Source organism: Hahella sp. CCB-MM4, from assembly GCF_002260525.1.
Taxonomy (GTDB): Bacteria; Pseudomonadota; Gammaproteobacteria; order Pseudomonadales; family Oleiphilaceae; genus Hahella.
Map to the genome: position 1 here is coordinate 1 of NZ_MRYI01000004.1, position 21,602 is coordinate 21,602.

Genomic DNA, 21,602 nt, shown 5'->3' on the forward strand with positions numbered 1-21,602 from the left:
CCAAGGTGCCTTACGACATCGTGCTGGGCATGGAAGAGATCAATGATGATTTCTCTGACACGGACACCGTCCTGGTCATCGGGGCCAACGACACCGTGAACCCGGCAGCGGCGGAAAACCCCGGCAGTCCCCTGGCCGGCATGCCGGTTCTGGAAGTCTGGAAAGCCCGCAACGTAGTGGTGTTCAAGCGCGGTATGGCCACCGGTTACGCTGGCGTTCAAAACCCGCTGTTCTTCAAGGAGAACACCAGCATGCTGTTTGGTGATGCCAAGGCCAGTGTGGATGCCATCCTGAAGGCCATGTAACAAAAACAAACGATGCCGGATGGATTTCCGGCATCGTTTCTTTGGACTTTTCCCCCATTTTCAATAGACTGTCTGCCTTGGCCCACGAGGCCTGCAAATTCGAAAATGGAGTTGTTATCAATGTCAGTTACAACTAAAGGACTGAAATACCTTTCTCTTGTTGCCCTCCTCGCGTCAAAAACGACCCTGGCAGCCGAATGTTTCGCCCCTTCTCCCAACCTGCAAAAGGAAGGAGATGACTATTACGAACTGAAAAAAACCTATCAATGGGATTCTGACGAGAGCAAATTGCTCGAAGATATTTATCGCGCTCTCGAAGGTGACTGGACCGGTCATGTCACTGAGTTTGAATGCTTCGGATCCGACAAAAACCCACGAAAGAAATTGGCAGAAGCGTCCGTTGAAGCCCGGATCACAGAAAGCACAAATCTACTTTTTCGGATGAGCACTGAAAAGGAATACCTTTCCAGTAAAATTGTCAGAAATGAAGTCTATCACGCGTATAACTCCCGCATACTCTATTCCGGAACCGTTAAGCCAAACTATGTGGAAGGCTCCGACAGAATGCATATCGCCAATGCTCGCGGCGGTGCCAGATTGCAGGAAGCCGTGCAAAGCATCAGTCTCTCCGGCGAACAGGTATCGATTACCCGTCTCATTTATATCAACGGCTATCTGGCCAGAGAAGAGATTTACGAATTAACCAAGGACGACTGATTACCCGACGTCAGACTCTTCATCCGTCTTTATTTTAAGACGTTCGAAAATCCGAAGGATCACTTTGTCACTTGATCCCCGCATTGGATCAAGTGACATTCCCCAAGGAAGACCATCCTAGGCCGATAGAGCCTAAATTTATTCCTGCCAAGCTTCCCACGACCGTCGCAGGTCAGAAAAGAATAAAAGACCTTTCAGCCCTGCCTCTTCTATTGCCTCTTTGACTATGGGCTGGCAATAGGAAACTCCATGATTGTCGTATCGGGTTCTGAACACAGCGAAGTCTCTCAAGCGGTCTTCGAAAAATGCCACTTTTTCAATATCCCCATATTCATCTCGCTTACAGGAATTCAGATCTACTCCGTCAACATCTTCCGCGATACAAAGAGTGTTGAACATGTACCCTGTGCCATAATCATGCTTTACGGGCAGGAACTCTCCACAATTGCCGATTATGTCTTTCAACACCTCATAACTTTTCTCATTCATGTACAAGCGCCCAAGATGTTCAGAAACATCAGGAATCAAAAGACCTTTCTTATCACTTCCGAAATGGATGTTTATAGGGGAAGTCCAAACGCCTTTATAGGATACCGGTGAGCGATTAGCGTCAAACCGGGTTTCGCGGTTCTCACCAAAGCACTGCATAATTTGCTTTACATCAAAGCCAATGTATTGATAGTTCTTCACATCAGCATACGTTGAAAATAGTGTCATTCCCCATCCTCTATGTCCTTACAATACCTTTTCTGAGATGACCTTTTTCAAGCCTCAGCCTGACCATTTTCAGCGCGTGGATCAGTTCATCAATGCTTTGAATTTGGTCCATGTTTATAATTTCAGTGAGCCAGCCATAATAGGCATTAGTATGCACACGACTGTGTGGAATTGCATTTCTAAGATGCTCTGGCATTAAACTCCGATATTTTGTGCACCTGGGCAGCCAAACACCATTATATGGGTCATCGATTCTCACTTTAAACCACGCCAGAACGGCTCTGTGGGGGGCGGCAAGAGGATGTCCTCCGGAAACAATCGCGTGAGCATCACACCACTGTGACGGTCTTTTATCACCAGCAGCAGACATTAGGTCTCCAAGACGTTTTGAGTTGTGCGTTTCTCCCACAAAATCATCGTAAGACATATTTAGAGCTGCAGCCCGATAACGGTCTATCTGACTTTGAACCTGGGAAGCGACAACGACCTTGTTTAGATCCTTACGGGTGGGGCTTTCAACTTGGATAAACTGATCAATCGCTAGATCTATGCGATCTTTTTCGTAATATCTGAGTTTTTTTTCTGGTTCGGGCATTGTGACATCCGTTGTATCTGCCTTATACGAGTGCAACATCCTATCAATGGCAGCAGAGCAAAAAAATCGGTCATTAGGACGAATTGAATTTAGGAGGGGCTACCCAGCAGGGCACTATCACATGCTAGCCCCCTCCACTCCCATTTAGACCTGCTAATAGAAATCTCTTACACTTAGGAATACACGCTACGTATAGTGTCTCTCGTCGTCACGACTAAATAAGCCATCTCAATATTTAAATGAATAGAATCACCAACAAACATAAGAGAAATGCCACTGGTGAATGGGCTCAGCATCCAAGGCCTTTTATAAAAAACTTGGCAATGCAAAATTGCGAAAAGAACCTGTTGAAATCGAAGAGAAGAGTTGCCGATGGAGTCGCAAAAAGAATAAAAGATTTCGTCAGCCTCGCTTGTGTCCTTTTTGTTTGGCAAATATTCACAGCCAGTATATCGGCGCAAAAATTAAGCACTACGGTTCATGCAAAGCTTGTGGCGCAGTTAAACAGGGGGCCAATTGCAGTCACTGCAAATCCAAGAATATTTGGCGTATGGACAACAAGTTCAAATGTAAGAACTGTGGTATGCAAGCGGAGATTAACATTTTTTAAACTAGCAGTATCCTGAACTTCTTAGGCAACATCTGATAAGCAGAGCCACTACACAGGGCGTTTCGCCAGTAATGCCCATACTCCTGCTGTCGACAACAACGACCCACCGACAATATTGAAACGGCTATGGGCCCGTGGAGAAGCAAGCAATTGTCTCGCTGAATGCGCAAACAGCGTATACAAGGTTGCATTAATTACTGCCAAAGTGACGAAGGTTGTGGCAAGGATCCAAAGCTGCTGATTTACATTCTCCCCCGGGTTCACAAACTGGGGTAAGAAGGCGGCAAAGAAGATAATCCCTTTCGGGTTTAATGCTGTCACCAGATAGGTATTACTGAAGGCTTTCCAGCGGGACCCTGCAGCTATCGGCGCTTTGGATTCCAAAGAGACAGTGCCTGACCGAAACAGCTTTATCCCCATATAAAGCAGATATAAACCGCCAATCCATTTCACGACCGTAAACCAAAAAGCTGAAGCCGCCAAAATGGCACCGAGACCCAGTAATGAAAACACTAATGCCGTGGAATCGCCCAAAGCCACAGCGGCGATGAGCGGAACATTTGCGCTGCGGCCGTGTGAAACAGAATAGCTGATCAGGGTTAAAATGGTCGGCCCCGGGATTATCAGCAAGGCCATGGATGCAATCGTAAAGGCTAACCATACTTCGATAGACATTATTACTCCTTATTTCTCGTCATTACTCATCACAGTGGCGCTACATTTCATCCCTCGGTAGTGAGTCATAAAGCACGTCTCCATACAAGTACAATTCTCCCGGCTTGATCACTTGGGGAAATTTCTCCTTCCCGCTATACCAATCCTTGTATATTTCTATGGCAAGCTCACTGCAGTAGTACTTCTGCGGATAATTGAATCCGATCGTTCCCAGAAAATCATAACTGTTGCCGACCAGCTTCTCCGCATTCCGCCAGGCTGTGTCTGCATTGGCTTCAGTGCGCCACCGTGGGCGGATGATCAGCAACCTGAAAGACTTGTCGATAAATTCATCCACACTGGATAAATGAATCCCCTGCCCCTCGGCTTCGACAACGGTTAATGCCCGCATGTTTACAACCCCCACATGGCTGATGGGAATGCCCGTCGCGTTTGATACAAGATTGTCTGCCAGGTGGTACCCCCTGACGACAAGCCAATCGCCCGTTTTTGCAATATGCAGCACTTGGTTTTTAATAGCCTCATTCTGCGCCAGGTGGTTTGGATCATCGTTCCTGGTGACAACAGTACGTGCCATACACCCGGAAAGCATGGCGAGAACGCCTATTATCAGGAAAATTCGTTTCATACTGACCACATCTACTCAACATTAAATCGGCCACCGGAGTGGCTGCCATAAAACACCAGCAGGCCGCTGAATCTCTATACTGCCTGACTTTCCGCAAAATTTTGATATTTAACTGATATTTGCTTGTCATTTTCTTGTCGATTACCTGATTAGCATATTCCTGTAGTAACCGGCATGTGATTTTAAAGGTGAATGACTCAGTAATCAGGAGCGCGTTTCATCTTCTGACAAGAAGAACCAAACCAAAAACTCGTTACCCTGACCTGAGTTCATATTTGTGTTGTCTTACGCTTTTATACAGTTTTTCCGGCTTTGCCCAGCTTCCGCAAATCACTGAGGGTGGTGACAAGTGCCAGGCGATATTCCAGGAATCAGAAACCTCGCTGTTCGATTTTACCGGAATGAGCGAAAAGTATTCCCTGGAAGAGTATGAAGGTATGCCAATAGGAAAAGTGTTTATCGAATCATTGCCCGTTTTCAATGAGGATGATCCTGACGAAGATTACTTCATATACCGATTGCTCAATAAGATTCATGTCCTGACCCGAACCGATGTTATTTCCAATCAGCTGCTGTTTAACAGTGGGGACACACTGCAGGTAGATAAACTGGAAGAGTCTGAACGCATTTTGCGCAATAACCCTTATCTGATCGATGCCCGAATCATCCCGTTTCGCAAGTGCGACGAAAAAATAGACCTTCTGGTCATCACCCGGGATATTTGGACCCTGGAGCCTGGTGTTAAATTCAGTCATACAGACGGAAACAGTAGGATGGGCATTGAACTCAGCGACAACAATATTCTGGGTACCGGCAATCGATTTTCCGTCTCCTACAACAAGGATGATGATCGAAGCAGTATCGACTATTTGGTTGGCGCCCACCAAATGTTCGGAAGTCATGTGGATGCCACCGTTCGCTATGGCGATACCAGTGACGGTGAAAGAAAATCGTTTTCGCTGGAAAGACCCTTCTATGCTCTGGATACCCGTTGGGCGGCAGGTGGAGATTTATTTGAATCATCACGGGAAGATTCAATCAAGAGCGGTTCAGAGGAAACCAATAGCTATCGCCATGAGGTTAACACCTATAACCTATATTTCGGGTTATCCGATGGCCTGCAGGGCGATGACGTCAAACGCTGGTACTACGGATTAACCAAAGAAGAGGACCTGTTCTCCCCCATAAGTGCGACTGAGGACGAGATTCCCGAAGATCGTATGCTGCTCTACCCCTGGGTGGCCTATGAGAGGATCGAAAACCTGTTTGCCACCTATCGCAATCTTCACTACATCGAAACCACAGAAGACGTATCGCTGGGCAAACATATATACCTCAAACTGGGGTACGGGGGACAGCTCCTGGACAACGATAGATCACAGGGCCGGTATGAAGGCAACTATTCAGATGCCTATAGCTTTGGGGAACACCATCTGTTTTTTGTGGGTGCCCATATGGACGGTTACTGGGATGAACAATCCGGTGCGCCGGAAAATTCAATCTTTGGGACTAACCTGTCCTATATCCATCTTACAGATGAACGTCATCGCTGGTTCTTCGGCTTTAAAGCCGATATTGGCAGTCACCTTGATGAAGATAAAGAGCTAACCCTGAACAATGGTTTCGGCATGCGTGGTTTTCCCGGCGGCTATGAGAGAGGTAACCGGCGTTTTGTCGCTACTGTCGAACGACGATTCTATTCGGGTACCCACATTTTCAATCTCTTTCGCGTAGGGAACGTCTTTTTCCTGGATGTAGGAAGGGCCTGGCAAACCGGTGAGACCGGTGATTCCCCGATACTGTTCGACGTTGGTGTCGGGATGAGGCTTATCTCAAGTAAAGCCCGAACGGGTAACGTGGTGCATTTAGATTTGGCCGTGCCGCTTAATGAGCGCGCTAATGTGGATTCATTTCAATGGACGCTCAAGGCGTATAACACTTTCTAAAGCAACGGATTCTGGCACAACGAACAGTACCTGACAGGATATCCTAAGGATCAACAACATTCCCATGGCATTGGATAACAGGATTCGAAAGGCATACATACTCATCAAAACATTCCTGAGGTTGGGGAACAAACCTGATCGTCATAAGACGGTGCAGGAAGTTTCAATTTCAATTCTTCTTGAAGAGGTGTTAGAAGAGTTAAGTGAGGACTACCCTGTTTATGAACGCATCGATCTTGAAATTCCACATAGGGTTTGCGTTTTCGCAGACCTGGAACTGACCAAAACATTGATGACCAATCTGGTTCAGAATGCACTGCAGCATTTCAGTGCCAACATCATGATCCGTCTGACGGATCATGAACTGGAACTACTGGAGGAATTACCCGATCACACTAAAGACCATGCCAGAGTGGGTGCCGACGACATCAAAGGACTGCACCACAGCTCGGGCATAGACGGCTGGGATTTCCATACGGCGTCGCTGATTTGCAAGCGATCCGGCTGGAGGTTATCTGCCACCGATGATGCCGAATCGGGCAAAAGTATCAGGCTCAATTTCAACAATTCCTGAAGACGAATCTCGCTAGCCGATGAGAAACTGATCCTCTTCCATCGCCATTAAGCTGTCAGCCCCCGCTTCCATCGAGGTGACCAGCGACCGGGTACGACTGAGTAATTTGTCGAAATAAAATCTGGCCGTATACAGCTTTGATACATAAAAATCTTTTTCCGTTGTTCCCGCATCCAGCTTTTGCTGGGCTTCGACGGCCATTCTCAACCAGAAATAACCGACTGTGATATAACCGGAATACATCAGATAATCCACAGAAGCGGCACCAATTTCATCCGGGTTATTCGCCGCCCTTTGGGCGATATCATCCGAGAGCTGCAACCATTGATCCAAAAGCTGTTCCAGGGTATTTGACCATTCACTGAACTGGGTGGTGTGACGCGTCTGGTGACAGAAATCACGAACGTCCTGGGTAAAGAGTTTGAGCAGTTCACCCTGTGAACCAATGACTTTTCGCGCCAGCAGGTCCAGCGCCTGGATGCCGGTGGTTCCTTCATACATGGTGCAGATCCGCGTATCCCGTGCCAGTTGCTCCATACCCCATTCTTTGATGTAGCCATGACCACCATAAACCTGCATTCCATAACTGGTGGCTTCCTGGGCGGTTTCTGTCAGGAAGGCTTTAACGATTGGGGTGAGTAATGCAAGCTTGGATTCGGCCAATTTCCGGGTGTCTGCATCCTGGCTGTACAAGGTTTTGTCTACCAGTTGCATGCAGTAGATCGCCAGTGCCCGGTTACCTTCCCGGAAAGCCTTTTGTGTCAGCAGCATCCGCCGGACATCCGGATGTACGATGATCGGGTCTGCCGGACCTTGGAGGTTTTGGGGACCACGGGCAGATCTGAACTGCAAACGATCCCTGGCATAACTCAGCGCACCTTGGAAGGTTGCCTCAGTAGCCGCCAATCCTTCCAGCCCGGTGCCGATACGCGCCATGTTCATGAACGTGAACATGCAGTGAAGCCCCTTATTGGGAGTCCCTATCAGATAGCCCTTGGCACCGTCAAAGTTGATAACGCAGGTGGCACTGCCCTTGATTCCCATCTTATGCTCAATCGAACCACAGCTGACCGCGTTACGGTCAAGCAATTCGCCGTCGGTTCCCACATTGAATTTAGGAACGATAAAAAGTGAGATTCCCTTTGTCCCCTGGGGAGCATCAGGAAGCCGGGCCAGTACGATATGCACGATATTTTCAGACATATCGTGTTCGCCTGCGGAAATAAAAATCTTGGTTCCGGTGATGCTGTACATTCCGTTTGCATCAGGTTCCGCCTTAGTCTTGAGCATTCCGAGGTCAGAACCGCAATGGGGTTCGGTCAGGCACATGGTTCCTGTCCAACGCCCCTCAACCAATTGAGGCAAAAACTGTTTTTTCTGCTGCTCAGTCCCATGGGCCTTAAGAGTCTCCATACATCCCTGGCTCAACCCAGGATACATGGCCCAGGAGTGGTTCGCACCGGACACCCATTCCGCCAACACAGAAGCCAGGGAATATGGCAGCCCCTGACCACCAAACTCCTCAGGATGAGCAAGAGACGGCCAGCCGCCTTCCACATACTGCTGGTACGCTTCTTTGAAACCGTCCGGCGTCGTCACTTCTCCTTCCTGCCATTCGCAGCCCTGGTCATCGCCCACCTGGTTCAAAGGCGCCAGTACGTTCTCGGCAAATTTGGCACCTTCAGCAAAGATGGCGCTGATCATATCCGGTGAGGCATCTTGGAACCCCAGCTCGGCATAATGTTCGTCAAAGTTCAGTATTTCCCGCATCAGGAACAGAGCATCACGTTGGGGAGCTTTATAATTCTGCATATTTACGACCTATCTATATTCAAACGTCTGGCAATAGTACCGGTGCCGTTGATCCGCTGTCGGTTTCGGAAACTCTTGGCTTCTGGAACTCTTGGCTTCTGAAACTGTCAGTCTCTGAAACGGTAGCTCTCAGAAATTGGAGCTATCAGAAATTGATAGCTACCGGTAAAAAAACGATCAGAAGACTTCAAACAGTCCCGCAGCGCCCATACCACCACCGATACACATGGTGCACACCACGTATTTCGCTCCACGGCGCTTGCCTTCGATCAAGGCGTGTCCGACCATTCTGGCCCCACTCATACCGTAAGGATGTCCAATGGAAATGGCACCACCGTTGACGTTAAGGAGTTCATTGGGGATACCCAGCTTGTCCCGACAGTAGAGCACCTGCACGGCAAAGGCTTCATTCAACTCCCACAGCCCGATATCGTCCATGGAGAGGCCATGCCGTTTGAGCAGCCTGGGAATGGCAAATACCGGTCCAATGCCCATTTCATCCGGTTCACAGCCAGCCACCGCAATACCCCGATAAGCGCCTAAAGGCGTCAGATTCATCTGTTCCGCCAACTTGCTGTCCATCAGCACCGCAGCTGAAGCACCATCGGAGAGCTGGCTGGCATTGCCGGCAGTAATACAACCACCATCGATCACCGGCTTGAGAGAACTGAGCCCATCGAGGGTTGTGTCAGGTCTGTTACCCTCATCTTTGGATAAAGTGACTTCCTCAGTCGTCTGTTCTTTGGTTTCCTTGTTGGTGACCACTTTGGTGGCGGTAACAGGGATGATTTCATCATCGAATTTACCACTCCACTGAGCATCCGCTGTACGCATCTGGCTTTCATAAGAATAGGCGTCCTGCGCCTCGCGGCTGATGTTATAGCGCTTGGCGACGATTTCTGCGGTCTGCAGCATCGGCATGTAGATATCCTTATGTCGGGCGACCAGCGCCGGATCTATCATCCGATAAGTGTTCATTTTCTCGTTCTGGACAAGGCTGATGGAATCCACACCTCCTGCCACCATAATGGGGACACCATCACTGATAATCTGTTTTGCAGCGGTGGCAATCGCATACATTCCGGAACTGCATTGACGGTCCAGTGTCATACCGGCAGTGGTGACCGGCAGACCTCCTGCCAACGCTGCGAGCCTGCCGATATTCGGACTGGCACTTCCCTGGGTCAGGGCACACCCCATCACCACATCTTCAACGGACTCCGGATCAATATCGGCCCTTGAAACGGCAGCGCGAATAGCATGTCCCGCCAGTGTCGGCGCTTCCAGATTATTGAAAGCCCCACGATATGCCCGGCCGATAGGGGTTCTTGCTGTGGATACAATCACTGCCTCTTTCATAACGCTAAGTCCTCAGTTTCTTTTCATCAGGAGTTAAATGTTTTGCCCTGCTCGGCCAGTTGTTTCAGCACTGGGGCGGGCTTAAACCAAGCTTCACCGTACGCTCCCAATTGGTCGCGGTATCGACAGAGCGTGTCATATATGTGCTTAAGGCCAGTTTCATCGGCGTACTTCATTGGGCCTCCCCGATACGCGGGAAAACCGTATCCATAAACATAAATGACGTCGATATCGCCAGCCTTGGCAGCGATTCCCTCTTCCAGGATCAGCGCGCCCTCATTGATCAATGGATAGATGCAGCGCTCAAGAATTTCCTGATCGGAGATCTCACGTTGCTGAATGCCCAAGCGGCAAGCTTCTGATCTTGCGATCTCCATGACTTCAGGATCCGATATTGGTTTTCGCTGGCCGGCCTCGTATAGATAGGCCCCTCTGCCTGCCTTCAGTCCCACTCTGCCCTGCTCCACCAGACGATCGGCCACAACACAGTAGCTAGGATCGTGTTCGATAAACGGCTTGCGTGACTGGCGGACAAAATAGCCGATATCCAGCCCGGCCATGTCGCCCATCGTGAATGGCCCCATGGGAAGACCAAATTCATAGATCACTTTGTCTATCTGCTCGGGCGAAGCTCCTTCCAGCAATAACCGGTTGGCTTCACGAGAATAGGTTTCGATCATGCGATTGCCGACAAAGCCAAAACAGACACCCACCAGGACAGCGACCTTATTGATGGTTTTCGCCAGTTGCATACTGGTTTTAATCACCTCTGCCGAGGTGTTCTCCGCCTTCACCACTTCCAGCAACTTCATCACGTTGGCCGGACTGAAAAAGTGCAGTCCAATGACATCCTCAGGACGGCTAACCACCGAAGCGATCTCATTGATATCAAGAGTCGAAGTATTGGTGGCCAGTATGGTGCCCGGCTTGCAAACCTTATCGAGACGGGAAAACACTTCCTTTTTGATATCCATCTTTTCGAAGACAGCTTCGATGACCAGGTCCACATCACCCAGATCCTGATAGCTTGTGGTCCCGCTCAACAGCGACATGCGTTTTTCCACATCTTCCTGGCTGAGCTTTCCTTTTGCTGCGCTGGCTTCATAGTTTTTACGAATGATGCCCAAGCCTTTATCAAGCGCTTCCTGTTTCAATTCGAGGATCATTACTGGAATTCCGGCGTTGGCGAAATTCATGGCGATGCCACCGCCCATGGTACCAGCACCAATCACACCGACTTTTGCAATGTTTCTAACCGGCGTGTCGCGATCATAATCCTCCACATGAAAAGCGGCTCTCTCAGCGAAAAAGATATGCTGCTGACCTCTTGCCTGAGGTGTCTGCAGACATTCAAGAAATAGTTCATTCTCCCGCTCCAGGCCTTGCTCAAATGGCAGCTCAACGGCAGCTTCCACTGCCTGAATACACCGTTCCGGAGCATAAAATCCCCGAGTCTGTCGGGCGATTCCGGATCGGTACCGAGCAAACAAATCAGGCGAAAATGCGGAAGCATCTAGAGGAATGTCGGAAGTACGACGGATCGTTTCCCGCTGATTGAGAATCTTGTCTGCCAGTGAGGATACGGCATCATCCAGTAACTCACGGGTATTGGCTAAATGATCAAACAAGCCGGGAAGCTTTTCCGCCTTGACCGGCTTTCCGGTCACGATCATATCCAGCGCCGGAGCAACACCGACGAGCCTGGGCAATCTTTGCGTACCTCCTGCCCCGGGCAGAATACCGAGATGAACCTCCGGCAATCCCACCTTATTGCCTATGAACGTCACTCTGTAGTGGCAGGCCAATGCCAGCTCCAGGCCCCCACCGAAAGCCGGACCATTCAGCGCAGCAATCACCGGTTTTTCCGCGTTCTCAATTAAGGCAAGCACCTTTGGCAAAGGAGGCTCAACGTCTCCAGAGGCGAACTCGCTGATATCCGCCCCTGCAGAGAATAGCCCTTCATCACTGCTAATCACCACTACCTGTACCGAAGGGTCCTGCAAGGCTGTTTGAATACCGTCAATAAGCCCCAGCCTGACACGCTTGGAGAGCGCATTCACGGGTGGATTCTTTATAAGGAGCCGTGCCAGCCCACCCTGCTTTTGGAGAACGACACAATGGTTATCAGCCTGATTCATGATTTCGACACTCATTTCTGGATATGCCTAGATCCTATGAAAAGACATTCAATCATCCAAATTTATTGATTTTATATAAATCTATAAAAATGAATGATTCACCGAAGTCTCAATCCTGAAAAGGGTGGCATGGGTCAGATTTGATGCGAAGACGGCCAGTTCAGTCTTTTTAGACGCGACCACAGCTTCCAGGACTCAGCCGCACTCATTTGAACCGGTCTTTGTTTCCAAGATCTCACTTCTATCCAAGATCTCACTTCTATCCAAGATCTCACTTCATTCCAAGATCACACTTTCCAGATCAGGCCACGCTCTCTAGACCAGCAACATCAGGAATATTGCCACCATCGCTGGTTTTTCCCTGCCATGGATTTCCACTTCACAGCCAAAACTGAACAAAGTACCAGAAGCCTTTTGCTGCCGGTCTTCCACCTTGATTTTATAGCGTATTTCATCCCCGGACCGGACTGGCTCGAGAAAGCGGATTTTGTCTGTGCCGTAATTCAACAGGGTCATGGTTTCTGAATCGATGTCGATCATGTCATAAAACATGGACGGCATTAGCGTAGTGGTGAGAAACCCGTGGGCGATAGTGGTACCGAAGGGGCTTTCCTGACTGGCCCGAATCCGGTCCACATGAATCCACTGATGATCTCCCGTAACATCGGCGAAAGCGTCTATCCGTTCCTGATCCACCCTGAACCAGGGACTGATACCAAGCTCATCACCGACACTCAGCTCCGTGATATTTTTCTTCATTGTTATTCTCCTTTTGATTGGCCTGCGCCATGGCAAACGATTGTCGACACCCGTCACGCTATTATTACGGCGAGTCTCCATTATTACAGTGAATTAAATTGATGAAATTCCATAAGGGAGACTTATAGAGTAGTCTACCGGGGCTGCTGCCATTAATAACAATTTTGATAGCAACCTTCACTACATGGTGGGACTCATGAATCTTAATCGCATTGATCTGAATCTATTCGCCGTCTTCGATGCCATTTATACGGCTGGCAGTCTGACAAAAGCCGCAGAAGTCTTGTGTATTACACAGCCCGCCGTCAGTAACTCCCTCGCCCGCTTGAGAGATCTGCTGAATGACCCATTGTTTGTCCGCACCGGTCATTGCATGACTCCCACTCCCGTCGCACAGAATATTATTGTGCCGGCACGTGAAGCATTGGCACTGTTGAGAAAGAGTATTCAGCAGAGCCAGGAGTTTGATCCTCAAACTGCAGAAAAGACCTTTCATTTTGCGACCAAAGATCTGTTTGAAGCAGGGATATTATCCAGACTTGCCGCTCACCTTGAACAGAAGGCCCCTAATATCTGTTTGAGTAATTTCGAAATGGATAACACTGACGTGGTCGCCGCCATGGCCAGTGGCGGGTTGGACTTCTATGCCGATAGTTCCTCGTTTACTCATCCGCAGCTATGTAAACAGAAAATCGCCCAGGACAGGTTTGTGGTCATTGCCCGACGCAACCATCCTGCCCTGTCACAAGGGATGACCATGGACGCCTTTTGTGAGCTGGGTCATGTATGCATCAGCAGTCGACGGACGGGACCGAGCACTATAGATTCCTATCTCGCAAAATATGGGCGACAGCGCAGGATCGTCATGCGCAGCCGTAATTACCTGATTTCTCCCAGTGTTGTCCTGAAGAGCAATCTTATTTCCTGTGTTCCCTACCATATGGCCAAACACTACGATGTCGCGATTTTTGAAATGCCGTTCGACCTGCCATGTACAGAATACTTTTTGTATTGGCACGTGAGTGCTGATTTGGATCATGCCCATCTGTGGATGCGTGAGCAGATAGCAGAAGTGGTGAAAGTGTTTAAAGCGGACTAAGAAAACGGACAAAGAAAAAGAACAAAGAAAGTAAGCTAAGTACACGGATTGAGGAAGGATAAATCTATATAGAAATGTCTTGAAATAAAAAAGGGTACGCCGAAACTGGCGAACCCTTCTTTTATATAGGTTACGTTGCTTATTTTGGCCCCAAAAGGCGCGTTCTAAAGCTTGAAGCGTCACCCAGCTGTATATCCTTAACCAAGACAGTCCCTTCGGCAGTACCGTCTGTCTTCCACAATTCCGCACCTGTGGTAGGCTCCACTCCAATAAACAACATACTTGGATTGGCTGTAGTGCCAACTACCGGTAAATGATAAGGGTTATATCCAAGCCCATTTATCCGAAAACCTGCATCTTGCGCTTTAGCATCCACATCATTGATGTCTTTAACTTTCCTGGTGCCCTCTTGAGTGCCATTGGTCGTCCATAGCTGCACACCTTCTTCCGTCGCCCAATCCAGATACATATTGGAATTAAATGCAATTCCATCATAGATATCCTGAGTCAGTTCCAGACTGTTAAAGTCTGTTCCGTTTTCTGTGCTCCAGAGATACTCAACACGGCTTGGGTTATCTGTCTCATTATAGGATGCAACAATAAATACGCGGCTATCAGCATCAAATGCAATTTCTATCGATGGATCGTCTAATTCCGGACCAGGCAGTGGCAGATTATGTGCACTCAAATCACCGTTTTTCTCTAGCTTAACGACCTTGATCGTTTCACCATGATCAACTGTCCCAACCACCAGAATGGAGTCCTTGAATTTGACGATCTCTGCGCCACCATTAAAGAGAAAGGAGTCCTCAGCCAGACTGGTTCCATCAGCCGTACCGTCGCTCTTCCATATTAAATAGCCTGGTGCATCACCGCTAATGGCCACGAAATAAACCTTATTGTTAAAGGCCGTTAAACTCTGAACTTGTGATGAACTGCCTCCGGGAAAAATATCCTTTACCAAGTAGGCTTTTTCTCCGTTAAAGGCGTACAATTCACTGCCTGTTTCAGAAGTATAATCGGTATAAAACAATCGATCATTTGTCGCCACAAAATTACTGGGCGACCTTCCTGTGGCAACAATCTTCGTTCCCGCCTCAGTTCCGTCTGTCTTCCAGATATTCCTTCCGGGAGTGCCTTCAATATCAGCAGTAAAATAGAGCTCATTCTTAAATTCAGTAAACTCGGAAAGATCTGCAGACTCAGTCCAGGGGAAAGCATCTGCAACCATTTCAGTTCCTTCCTCGGTCCCATCGGTTTTCCAGATTTCATACCCGTGAATGCCATCATTGGCAACAAAGTAGGTTATGTCGCCTTTTTTGAAGATATTCTGCGGATTCGACCCTTCCGCCTCGTTTAGATCTTTCACCAACCTGGTATTTTCTTCAGTGCCATCGGTTATCCACAATTCAGTACCGTGAACACCGTCGTCTGCAGGAAATATGACGTTTCCTAGCGACTCTGCGGAAGAGCCTGAATTACCGTTATTTGAACCACCACTACATCCAACGATCCCTAACATCATTACTGCCGCTATAGGGGCGAGGCGAAAAGCACTCATGGGTATCTCCATTCTGATTTATACAACTCTGGTAAGCACACTGGCCGCGAATTCTAGAAAAAGGAGAAACTCTCACACAACTACTCAACCGAGTGGTTTTTTGCCTTGCTTAATAAGGTGACTCGGTGTTTACTTACCAGCGTTCAACCGAACCACCGGCCAAACCTGGCTTGGGAAGGACAATTCATATCTGAGTGAACGACACTGGCGGCTTCTGGTTTGCACTCGAACCAGTTCGATTTGTTGTTTATCGGTATGGATGTATTAGGAAGTAATCAATCTAATTTCAGGAATTTATGTCTACACCAAGTTTCCATTCCAGCTCGCTGATCAATCTCTTATTAGAAACCAGTTATTGCAACAGCCGATGGAAGTATTTTGCTGAAGAGCTGGTCAGGCAATTCTCACTGCATATCTGCCATATTTTTATCGTCAACAGAAGGACCATGGGCATAAGATTTCATGTAGATGGTGGCGTACGGATGGACCCTGCTTTGGCAAAGCACTATCTGCAAGAGCATATCGATGATGACCCCATGCTTCTGGCGGCCATGAACAAACCCCGGGGGCTTTTTTATTCTGTGGGTACATTACCCGAGCGCGAAGAAATCCTTCAGAGTAAACAATTCAGGGAGTGGTTTGCTCCGCAAGGTCTGGTTGATTCATCCTCTGCCTGCATCCTGTCTGATGAGGACTGGTTTGGCGTGATTTTCTGCAATCGTCACCAGGACATCGGAGAGTTCACTGTACAGGAGCTGAATCATCTCAATAGCCTGCTCCCCTTTATTGAAAAGGCCGCCAATCTGTCCTTTTCCAATGCTTACCTATCCAAAGATGAGATTCGACTGGCTTCAGTGGTCAACACTTTTAGGATTCCTGTCGCAATACTGACGGAAACCGGCGCAGTTTGTGCGATGAATCAGGGCATGAAAGATCTCATTGAAGATTACAATGAGCTGAGAATTGAACACAATTGCCTGCGTTTGGAAGACAATAGACTGGAGAAAATGCTTTACATCGGCCTGATGCAAACGGCTAAACGCGTGGAAGGCTTCGATATGATGGTGGAGGAAGCCGAGCATATTAAAATCGGTTCCAGAATATTCCTGGGATTCCAGCCCCTTCTGAACAGCTACATCACGAATGAGGAAACATTCAGCGGAGCCATGATCTACGCGATTTCCGCAGATCTGATCCAACAGATCCCCGCACAAAAGCTTGTTGAGTTATTTGACCTGTCTGAAAGAGAAGCCAGCATCAGCCAGAGACTGGCCTCCGGCAAAGCTTTAAAAACCATCGCGGATGAAGAGTGCATCAGCCTTCACACGGTTAAATGGCATCTGAAGAGTATTTTCGCCAAGACGGGCTGTTCAAGCCAGATTGCTCTTGTGAATCTGTTGAACAGCATTCCTTATAATCCCTGATCTTTAGTGATCAGGCTGGTAAAAATGACTGCAGCACCCGCTGCTAGTCATTAAACACCACTGTCCGGTTTCCGTTCAGGAATACTCTCTTTTCGGTGTGGTAACGAACCGCCCGGGCCAGGGTCTGGCTTTCGATATCCTGCCCTTTTGCCACCAGGTCATCCGGGTAGTGATTATGATCCACCGCCTGCACCCCCTGAGTGATAATCGGCCCCTCATCCAGGTTGTCATTAACGTAATGGGCCGTGGCACCCACCAGCTTAACGCCTTTGGCCCAGGCTTGGTGATAAGGCTTGGCGCCTTTGAATCCAGGCAACAGCGAATGGTGAATATTAATGGCGCGGCCATCCAGTTTCTTGGACATGTCCGGCGATAACACCTGCATATAGCGGGCTAACACCACCAGTTCGCAATCGTATTGGTTGACCAGTTTCCAGACTTCCGCTTCCTGCTCTGCCTTGGTTTCAGGAGTGATAGGAAGATGGTAATAAGGAATTCCGTGCCAATCCGCCAGATGCTTCAGATCAGGATGGTTTGAAATGATCACCGGAATATCGATGGCCAGTTCCCCTGTCCGATACCGGTATAAAAGATCGTTCAGACAATGATCGTATTTGGACACCATTACCGCCACACGGGTCTTATGGTCGGGTTCAGTCAGTTCCCAGGACATATCAAAGTTGGGTGTCCGCTCTTCAAACAATTCACGGAACTTCTGTAGAGAGGAGTCACCCGACAATGGCCTGAATTCCACCCTGATGCAGAAACTCTCCGTCGCCTTATCGTCAAAGGAGTTCATGGCAACGATATAGTTTTCCGTTTCCGCCAGGGTGCGGGTAACCACATCAACGGTTCCCAGGCGACTGGGACATTGCGCGGTGAGGATCCAAAGTTTTTCTCTGTTGGGATTTGGCATAACTGCTCTCTACTTTTCTGCAATGCATGAGGGCCGGCAATGGCCAGCCCTTAGCAGGTTGAACACGAAACAGGACTACTCAACAGTAACCTGAAGACCGTATTCCGATGCGGCATCTTCCAACCAGCGCCACGCATAGTCGGCAAAGCTGCGGCGGATCACCAGATCCCAGGTGTCCGCAGATTTGCGACAAATGACCGCCTGAGTCTTGGCAAATGCCGTTGTGACCACTTTACCCACAGGGAAGTGGCTATCGTGGAAATCATACGGAGAGCTCTTTTTCAGCACATTAACGGCATTGCTTCCGGACAACCTGACAACGGTCTGGCCACCACTGACATTGACCACAGAATAGTGCCCATTCAGGTTTTCCCGAAGCGTCTCCTCCACGGCAAACGCTTTAGCAAGAGGACATAGCACCAGCCATTCGTCAGGCGCAATCCAGCTCATGGAAACGTCGTCCCCCTCGACACTTTTCAGTGTCTCAGGCAACTGTACGCCCAACGCCGCCTCAATGCCGCTGCAGAATGCTGCCTCCTCGGCATTGCCACGAATGACCAGGTGCCCGAGCAGATTCAACTCTCCGGCGCTCACCGTTGCGGCACCGGTACCAGCACCTCGGGTTCCGAGTTTCCGATGATACAAAGGGCTTTCCGTGGGTACCGCTTCAGCCGGGCATTGATCCATGACCGCAATCAGTGCGTCCTTGTTTTTGGTAGGTTCCAGCACTTCAGACATTTTGACGCTCTCCTTTAGGATCCAGGAAAATTGGGCTGCAGATTTCTGCTTCGATCACGGAGCCATCCGCTTGGGGATAATAGACGGTCTCACCCATCCGGTTGAGGCCGTTTCTGACCAGGCCCATGGCGATACTATGCCCCAGACAGGCACTGTAATAACTGGAGGTAACGTGTCCCAGCATGGTCATTGGAATGGGCTGGTTGGGATTATCCACCGCCTGTGAACCTTCAGGGATGACCTTGCGAGGATCCTTGGTCTTCAATCCTACCATTTGTTTCCGGTCGACACGGACACAGTCTTCCCGTTTCATCCCCCGCTTACCAACGAAGCTGTAGGGTTTGGTTTCAGCCACACACCAGCTCATGCCCAGATCGTATGGATGCACAGAGCCGTCGGTATCCTGGCCAACGATAATGAAGCCCTTCTCTGCCCGCAACACGTGCATGGTTTCAGTACCGTATGGTGTCAGGTTATATTTCGCACCATGTTCAAACAGCTTCTTCCAGACATGCATGCCGAAATGCGCCGGCACGTTGATCTCGTAGGACAGCTCCCCTGTGAACGAAATCCGGAATACCCGCGCAGGAACACCGGCGACGGTGCCTTGACGCCAATCCATGAACTTGAATGCTTCCTTGTCCAGATCAATATCATCAGTGAGCTCTGCCAGCAGCTTGCGGCTGTTCGGTCCAGCGATACTCATGGTCGCCCAATGGTCGGTCACCGAGGTCATATAGACTTCCAGTTCCGGCCATTCAGTCTGGTGATAAAGCTCCAGCCATTCCAGAACCCGGGCAGCACCACCTGATGTAGTGGTCATCAGGAAGTGGTTCTCTCCCAAACAGGAGGTGACCCCGTCATCGAACACCATACCGTCTTCGCCACACATCAGGCCATAACGACATTTGCCTACCGCCAGCTTGGCCCAGGCGTTGGTATATATGCGGCTGATGAACTCTCTCGCATCTTTACCCTGGATATCGATTTTACCGAGGGTGGAAGCGTCCAGAACGCCCACGCTGTCCCGGGTTGCTTTACATTCCCGGTTCAAGGCATCCTGCATGGTTTCGCCGGGTTTTGGATAATACCAGGGGCGTTTCCATTGCCCGACATCCTCAAACTTGGCACCATTTTCCACATGCCACTCATGCATCGCGGTATAACGCTTTGGATCAAACAGATCCCGGCAGTGCCGTCCTGCGATCGCCCCGAAGGTCACCGGCGTATAGTTGGGCCGGAATACCGTAGTGCCGGTCTGTGGAATAGTTTTATTCAAAGACTTGGCAGTGATCGCCATGCCGTTGATGTTACCCAGTTTGCCCTGATCAGTACCGAAGCCCATTGCGGTATAACGCTTGACGTGCTCGATCGATTCAAAGCCTTCACGGGTAGCCAGTTCGATGCCCGCTGCCGTGACGTCGTTCTGATAGTCCACGAACTGCTTCGGCGCACGGCTGTTAGGCTTGCTGTGAGGAATCGAGTACAAGGCCATAGCCTCACCTTCAGCCAGCTCATCCACCTTCAGCTTGGCGACTGCCAGGCCGTCCGTTGAATGCCCCGCATTGGCAGCAGCTAACAGACCTATGTCTGCACCATCTTTAAGGCAGCCGGACAAGCTGTAGTTACCGCTGATAGCACCCGCGATCAATTGCTTCTGTACGGTTTCACCAGGTACGAAGCCATGGATATCACTACGCCAGACCGGACGACTTCCGGTATGACAGGACAAGTGCACCACCGGACTCCAACCACCAGAAGTGGCAATGGTGTCGCAGGTCAACACCGTCCCCTCACCGGTGACTTTATCCCCGTCTGCACTGATTGGCGCAATCATGGCGCCGTCAACGCGCTTGCCACCTTCGGCCTGAATCACCGCAGAGCCGGTAATAACCTGAATGCCGCGATTCTTAGCTTCGTCAATATAGGGACCGGTTGGATTTTGTCGGGTATCCACAATCGCAATCACCTTACGACCGGTGTCCTGCCAATCGAAAGCAGTGCGATAGGCATGGTCGTTAGTGGTCATCAGCACCAGATTACGCCCTGGAATAACTCCATACTGGCGGATATAGGTCGATACCGAGGAAGCCAGCATGCAGCCTGGAATGTCGTTATTTCCGAACACCAGCGGACGTTCATGGGCTCCAGTGGCCAGCACGACCCATTTGGCGCGTACGCGATGCATCCGCTGCCGGGCCTTGCCTTCCGGTGCCTTGTCTGCGATGTGGTCTGCCAAACGTTGGTGAATGGTCAGGAAGTTATGGTCGTGATAGCCATTTACCGTCGACTTTGGCAGCAGCAGAACATTTTCGTTTTGCTCAAGCTCTTCCACGGCTTGCTTGACCCACTGATGGGCAGGTTCCCCATTAACGGTCTCGCGACAGGACAACAAAGAACCACCGAATTCAGCATTCTCATCCGCCAGAATAACCCGGGCACCTGCACGGGCTGCGGACAAGGCGGCTGACAGACCTGCGGGGCCGGCACCAACCACCAGCACATCAGTATGCTGGTTCATGTGATCATAAATGTCCGGATCTCTCTCTCTCGGAGAGCGGCCAAATCCGGCGGCTTTACGAATGAATTTCTCGTACAGTTCCCAGAAAGATTCGGGAAACATAAAGGTTTTATAGTAAAAACCCGGAGGCAGCATTCGCCCAAAGAACTGACCGATCAATCCCATGACATCGAAGTCGACACTCGGCCACCCGCTGGTCGGCCGACAATGCAAACCAGCGTATAGCTCCTGCTGGGTCGCACGGACGTTGGGAATCTGGGTGGCTTCGGTAGCTCCCAGCTGCATGATCGCATTCGGCTCGTCAGCCCCGGCTGTCATAATGCCCCGGGGACGCCCGTATTTAAAACTGCGCCCGATCACATCCACGCCATTGGCAATAAGCGCTGAGGCCAGAGTATCACCCTCATACCCCTGATATGGCTGATCGTTAAAAAAGAAGGTCAAAGGTTTGTTCCGGTCGATACGCCCACCGGACTTGAGACGGTTTTTCTGTGTTGCCATGTTCGCC

General features: G+C 49.6%; 18 protein-coding genes. 6 read left to right on the top strand and 12 right to left on the bottom strand.

Annotation, left to right across the window (positions count from 1 at the left end; translation table 11 throughout):
* Nucleotides 1-305, top strand: a 305-nt coding sequence (locus tag BTA51_RS09830; protein WP_210404801.1) for an NAD(P)(+) transhydrogenase (Re/Si-specific) subunit beta, incomplete at its 5' end; no start/stop codon positions are given.
* Nucleotides 306-425: 120 nt separating this feature from the next.
* A complete protein-coding gene (locus BTA51_RS09835; RefSeq protein WP_094707283.1) occupies nt 426-1,022 on the top strand; it encodes a hypothetical protein in 597 nt (198 codons plus the stop codon).
* Nucleotides 1,023-1,160: 138 nt separating this feature from the next.
* On the opposite strand, the gene BTA51_RS09840 is transcribed toward BTA51_RS09835, so the two are convergent.
* The 4 genes from BTA51_RS09840 to BTA51_RS09860 all read right to left on the bottom strand — a co-directional run bounded on the left by BTA51_RS09840 (nt 1,161) and on the right by BTA51_RS09860 (nt 4,247).
* Nucleotides 1,161-1,739 carry a hypothetical protein gene (locus BTA51_RS09840; RefSeq protein ID WP_094707284.1) on the bottom strand — a complete coding sequence of 193 codons (579 nt, stop codon included), beginning with the start codon at nt 1,737-1,739 and terminating at the stop codon, nt 1,161-1,163.
* A gap of 10 nt (nt 1,740-1,749) precedes the next feature.
* Nucleotides 1,750-2,334 carry an AHH domain-containing protein gene (locus BTA51_RS09845; protein ID WP_168188120.1) on the bottom strand — a complete coding sequence of 195 codons (585 nt, stop codon included), beginning with the start codon at nt 2,332-2,334 and terminating at the stop codon, nt 1,750-1,752.
* Between the two features lie 658 nt (nt 2,335-2,992).
* The gene (locus tag BTA51_RS09855) at nt 2,993-3,619 is read right to left on the bottom strand and encodes a LysE family translocator (protein ID WP_094707287.1); all 627 of its coding nucleotides are present in this window, start codon (nt 3,617-3,619) and stop codon (nt 2,993-2,995) included.
* 40 nt (nt 3,620-3,659) lie between these two features.
* Nucleotides 3,660-4,247, bottom strand: coding sequence for a YiiX/YebB-like N1pC/P60 family cysteine hydrolase (locus BTA51_RS09860; RefSeq protein WP_094707288.1), 588 nt, complete (start codon nt 4,245-4,247; stop codon nt 3,660-3,662).
* 275 nt (nt 4,248-4,522) lie between these two features.
* On the opposite strand from BTA51_RS09860, the gene BTA51_RS09865 reads away from it, so the two are divergent.
* The gene (locus BTA51_RS09865) at nt 4,523-6,193 is read left to right on the top strand and encodes a hypothetical protein (RefSeq protein WP_094707289.1); all 1,671 of its coding nucleotides are present in this window, start codon (nt 4,523-4,525) and stop codon (nt 6,191-6,193) included.
* Nucleotides 6,194-6,257: 64 nt separating this feature from the next.
* The gene (locus BTA51_RS09870) at nt 6,258-6,767 is read left to right on the top strand and encodes a hypothetical protein (protein WP_094707290.1); all 510 of its coding nucleotides are present in this window, start codon (nt 6,258-6,260) and stop codon (nt 6,765-6,767) included.
* Between the two features lie 12 nt (nt 6,768-6,779).
* On the opposite strand, the gene BTA51_RS09875 is transcribed toward BTA51_RS09870, so the two are convergent.
* From BTA51_RS09875 to BTA51_RS09890, 4 genes are all read right to left on the bottom strand, one after another.
* Complete coding sequence (locus BTA51_RS09875; RefSeq protein ID WP_094707291.1) at nt 6,780-8,579, bottom strand: acyl-CoA dehydrogenase C-terminal domain-containing protein; 1,800 nt, start codon at nt 8,577-8,579, stop codon at nt 6,780-6,782.
* A gap of 177 nt (nt 8,580-8,756) precedes the next feature.
* Complete coding sequence (locus tag BTA51_RS09880) at nt 8,757-9,938, bottom strand: acetyl-CoA C-acyltransferase (RefSeq protein WP_094707292.1); 1,182 nt, start codon at nt 9,936-9,938, stop codon at nt 8,757-8,759.
* A gap of 26 nt (nt 9,939-9,964) precedes the next feature.
* Nucleotides 9,965-12,091, bottom strand: coding sequence for a 3-hydroxyacyl-CoA dehydrogenase NAD-binding domain-containing protein (locus tag BTA51_RS09885; protein ID WP_246840986.1), 2,127 nt, complete (start codon nt 12,089-12,091; stop codon nt 9,965-9,967).
* 300 nt (nt 12,092-12,391) lie between these two features.
* On the bottom strand, nt 12,392-12,835 hold the full coding sequence (locus BTA51_RS09890; RefSeq protein ID WP_094707293.1) for a MaoC family dehydratase: 444 nt from the start codon (nt 12,833-12,835) through the stop codon (nt 12,392-12,394).
* 196 nt (nt 12,836-13,031) lie between these two features.
* On the opposite strand from BTA51_RS09890, the gene BTA51_RS09895 reads away from it, so the two are divergent.
* Nucleotides 13,032-13,934, top strand: coding sequence for a LysR family transcriptional regulator (locus BTA51_RS09895; protein WP_094707294.1), 903 nt, complete (start codon nt 13,032-13,034; stop codon nt 13,932-13,934).
* Nucleotides 13,935-14,073: 139 nt separating this feature from the next.
* On the opposite strand, the gene BTA51_RS09900 is transcribed toward BTA51_RS09895, so the two are convergent.
* The gene (locus BTA51_RS09900) at nt 14,074-15,495 is read right to left on the bottom strand and encodes a hypothetical protein (protein ID WP_168188121.1); all 1,422 of its coding nucleotides are present in this window, start codon (nt 15,493-15,495) and stop codon (nt 14,074-14,076) included.
* Nucleotides 15,496-15,791: 296 nt separating this feature from the next.
* Here BTA51_RS09900 and BTA51_RS09905 point away from each other — a divergent pair, with 296 nt between their 5' ends.
* Complete coding sequence (locus tag BTA51_RS09905) at nt 15,792-16,919, top strand: helix-turn-helix transcriptional regulator (RefSeq protein ID WP_094707296.1); 1,128 nt, start codon at nt 15,792-15,794, stop codon at nt 16,917-16,919.
* Between the two features lie 43 nt (nt 16,920-16,962).
* On the opposite strand, the gene purU is transcribed toward BTA51_RS09905, so the two are convergent.
* From purU to BTA51_RS09920, 3 genes are all read right to left on the bottom strand, one after another.
* Nucleotides 16,963-17,835: a formyltetrahydrofolate deformylase gene (purU, locus tag BTA51_RS09910; protein WP_094707297.1), complete on the bottom strand. Its 873-nt coding sequence runs from the start codon at nt 17,833-17,835 to the stop codon at nt 16,963-16,965.
* Between the two features lie 75 nt (nt 17,836-17,910).
* On the bottom strand, nt 17,911-18,573 hold the full coding sequence (locus BTA51_RS09915; protein WP_094707298.1) for a sarcosine oxidase subunit gamma: 663 nt from the start codon (nt 18,571-18,573) through the stop codon (nt 17,911-17,913).
* The gene (locus BTA51_RS09920; RefSeq protein WP_094707299.1) at nt 18,566-21,595 is read right to left on the bottom strand and encodes a sarcosine oxidase subunit alpha; all 3,030 of its coding nucleotides are present in this window, start codon (nt 21,593-21,595) and stop codon (nt 18,566-18,568) included. Before BTA51_RS09920 ends, BTA51_RS09915 begins: the two co-directional genes overlap by 8 nt.
* Between the last annotated feature and the right edge of the window lie 7 nt (nt 21,596-21,602).

Coding starts and splice junctions, on each gene's coding strand:
- BTA51_RS09835 (WP_094707283.1), top strand. CDS start 426: ATGTCAGTTACAACTAAAGGACTGAAATACCTTTCTCTTGTTGCCCTC.
- BTA51_RS09840 (WP_094707284.1), bottom strand. CDS start 1,739: ATGACACTATTTTCAACGTATGCTGATGTGAAGAACTATCAATACATT.
- BTA51_RS09845 (WP_168188120.1), bottom strand. CDS start 2,334: ATGCCCGAACCAGAAAAAAAACTCAGATATTACGAAAAAGATCGCATA.
- BTA51_RS09855 (WP_094707287.1), bottom strand. CDS start 3,619: ATGTCTATCGAAGTATGGTTAGCCTTTACGATTGCATCCATGGCCTTG.
- BTA51_RS09860 (WP_094707288.1), bottom strand. CDS start 4,247: ATGAAACGAATTTTCCTGATAATAGGCGTTCTCGCCATGCTTTCCGGG.
- BTA51_RS09870 (WP_094707290.1), top strand. CDS start 6,258: ATGGCATTGGATAACAGGATTCGAAAGGCATACATACTCATCAAAACA.
- BTA51_RS09875 (WP_094707291.1), bottom strand. CDS start 8,579: ATGCAGAATTATAAAGCTCCCCAACGTGATGCTCTGTTCCTGATGCGG.
- BTA51_RS09880 (WP_094707292.1), bottom strand. CDS start 9,938: ATGAAAGAGGCAGTGATTGTATCCACAGCAAGAACCCCTATCGGCCGG.
- BTA51_RS09885 (WP_246840986.1), bottom strand. CDS start 12,091: ATGAGTGTCGAAATCATGAATCAGGCTGATAACCATTGTGTCGTTCTC.
- BTA51_RS09890 (WP_094707293.1), bottom strand. CDS start 12,835: ATGAAGAAAAATATCACGGAGCTGAGTGTCGGTGATGAGCTTGGTATC.
- BTA51_RS09895 (WP_094707294.1), top strand. CDS start 13,032: ATGAATCTTAATCGCATTGATCTGAATCTATTCGCCGTCTTCGATGCC.
- BTA51_RS09900 (WP_168188121.1), bottom strand. CDS start 15,495: ATGAGTGCTTTTCGCCTCGCCCCTATAGCGGCAGTAATGATGTTAGGG.
- BTA51_RS09905 (WP_094707296.1), top strand. CDS start 15,792: ATGTCTACACCAAGTTTCCATTCCAGCTCGCTGATCAATCTCTTATTA.
- purU (WP_094707297.1), bottom strand. CDS start 17,835: ATGCCAAATCCCAACAGAGAAAAACTTTGGATCCTCACCGCGCAATGT.
- BTA51_RS09915 (WP_094707298.1), bottom strand. CDS start 18,573: ATGTCTGAAGTGCTGGAACCTACCAAAAACAAGGACGCACTGATTGCG.
- BTA51_RS09920 (WP_094707299.1), bottom strand. CDS start 21,595: ATGGCAACACAGAAAAACCGTCTCAAGTCCGGTGGGCGTATCGACCGG.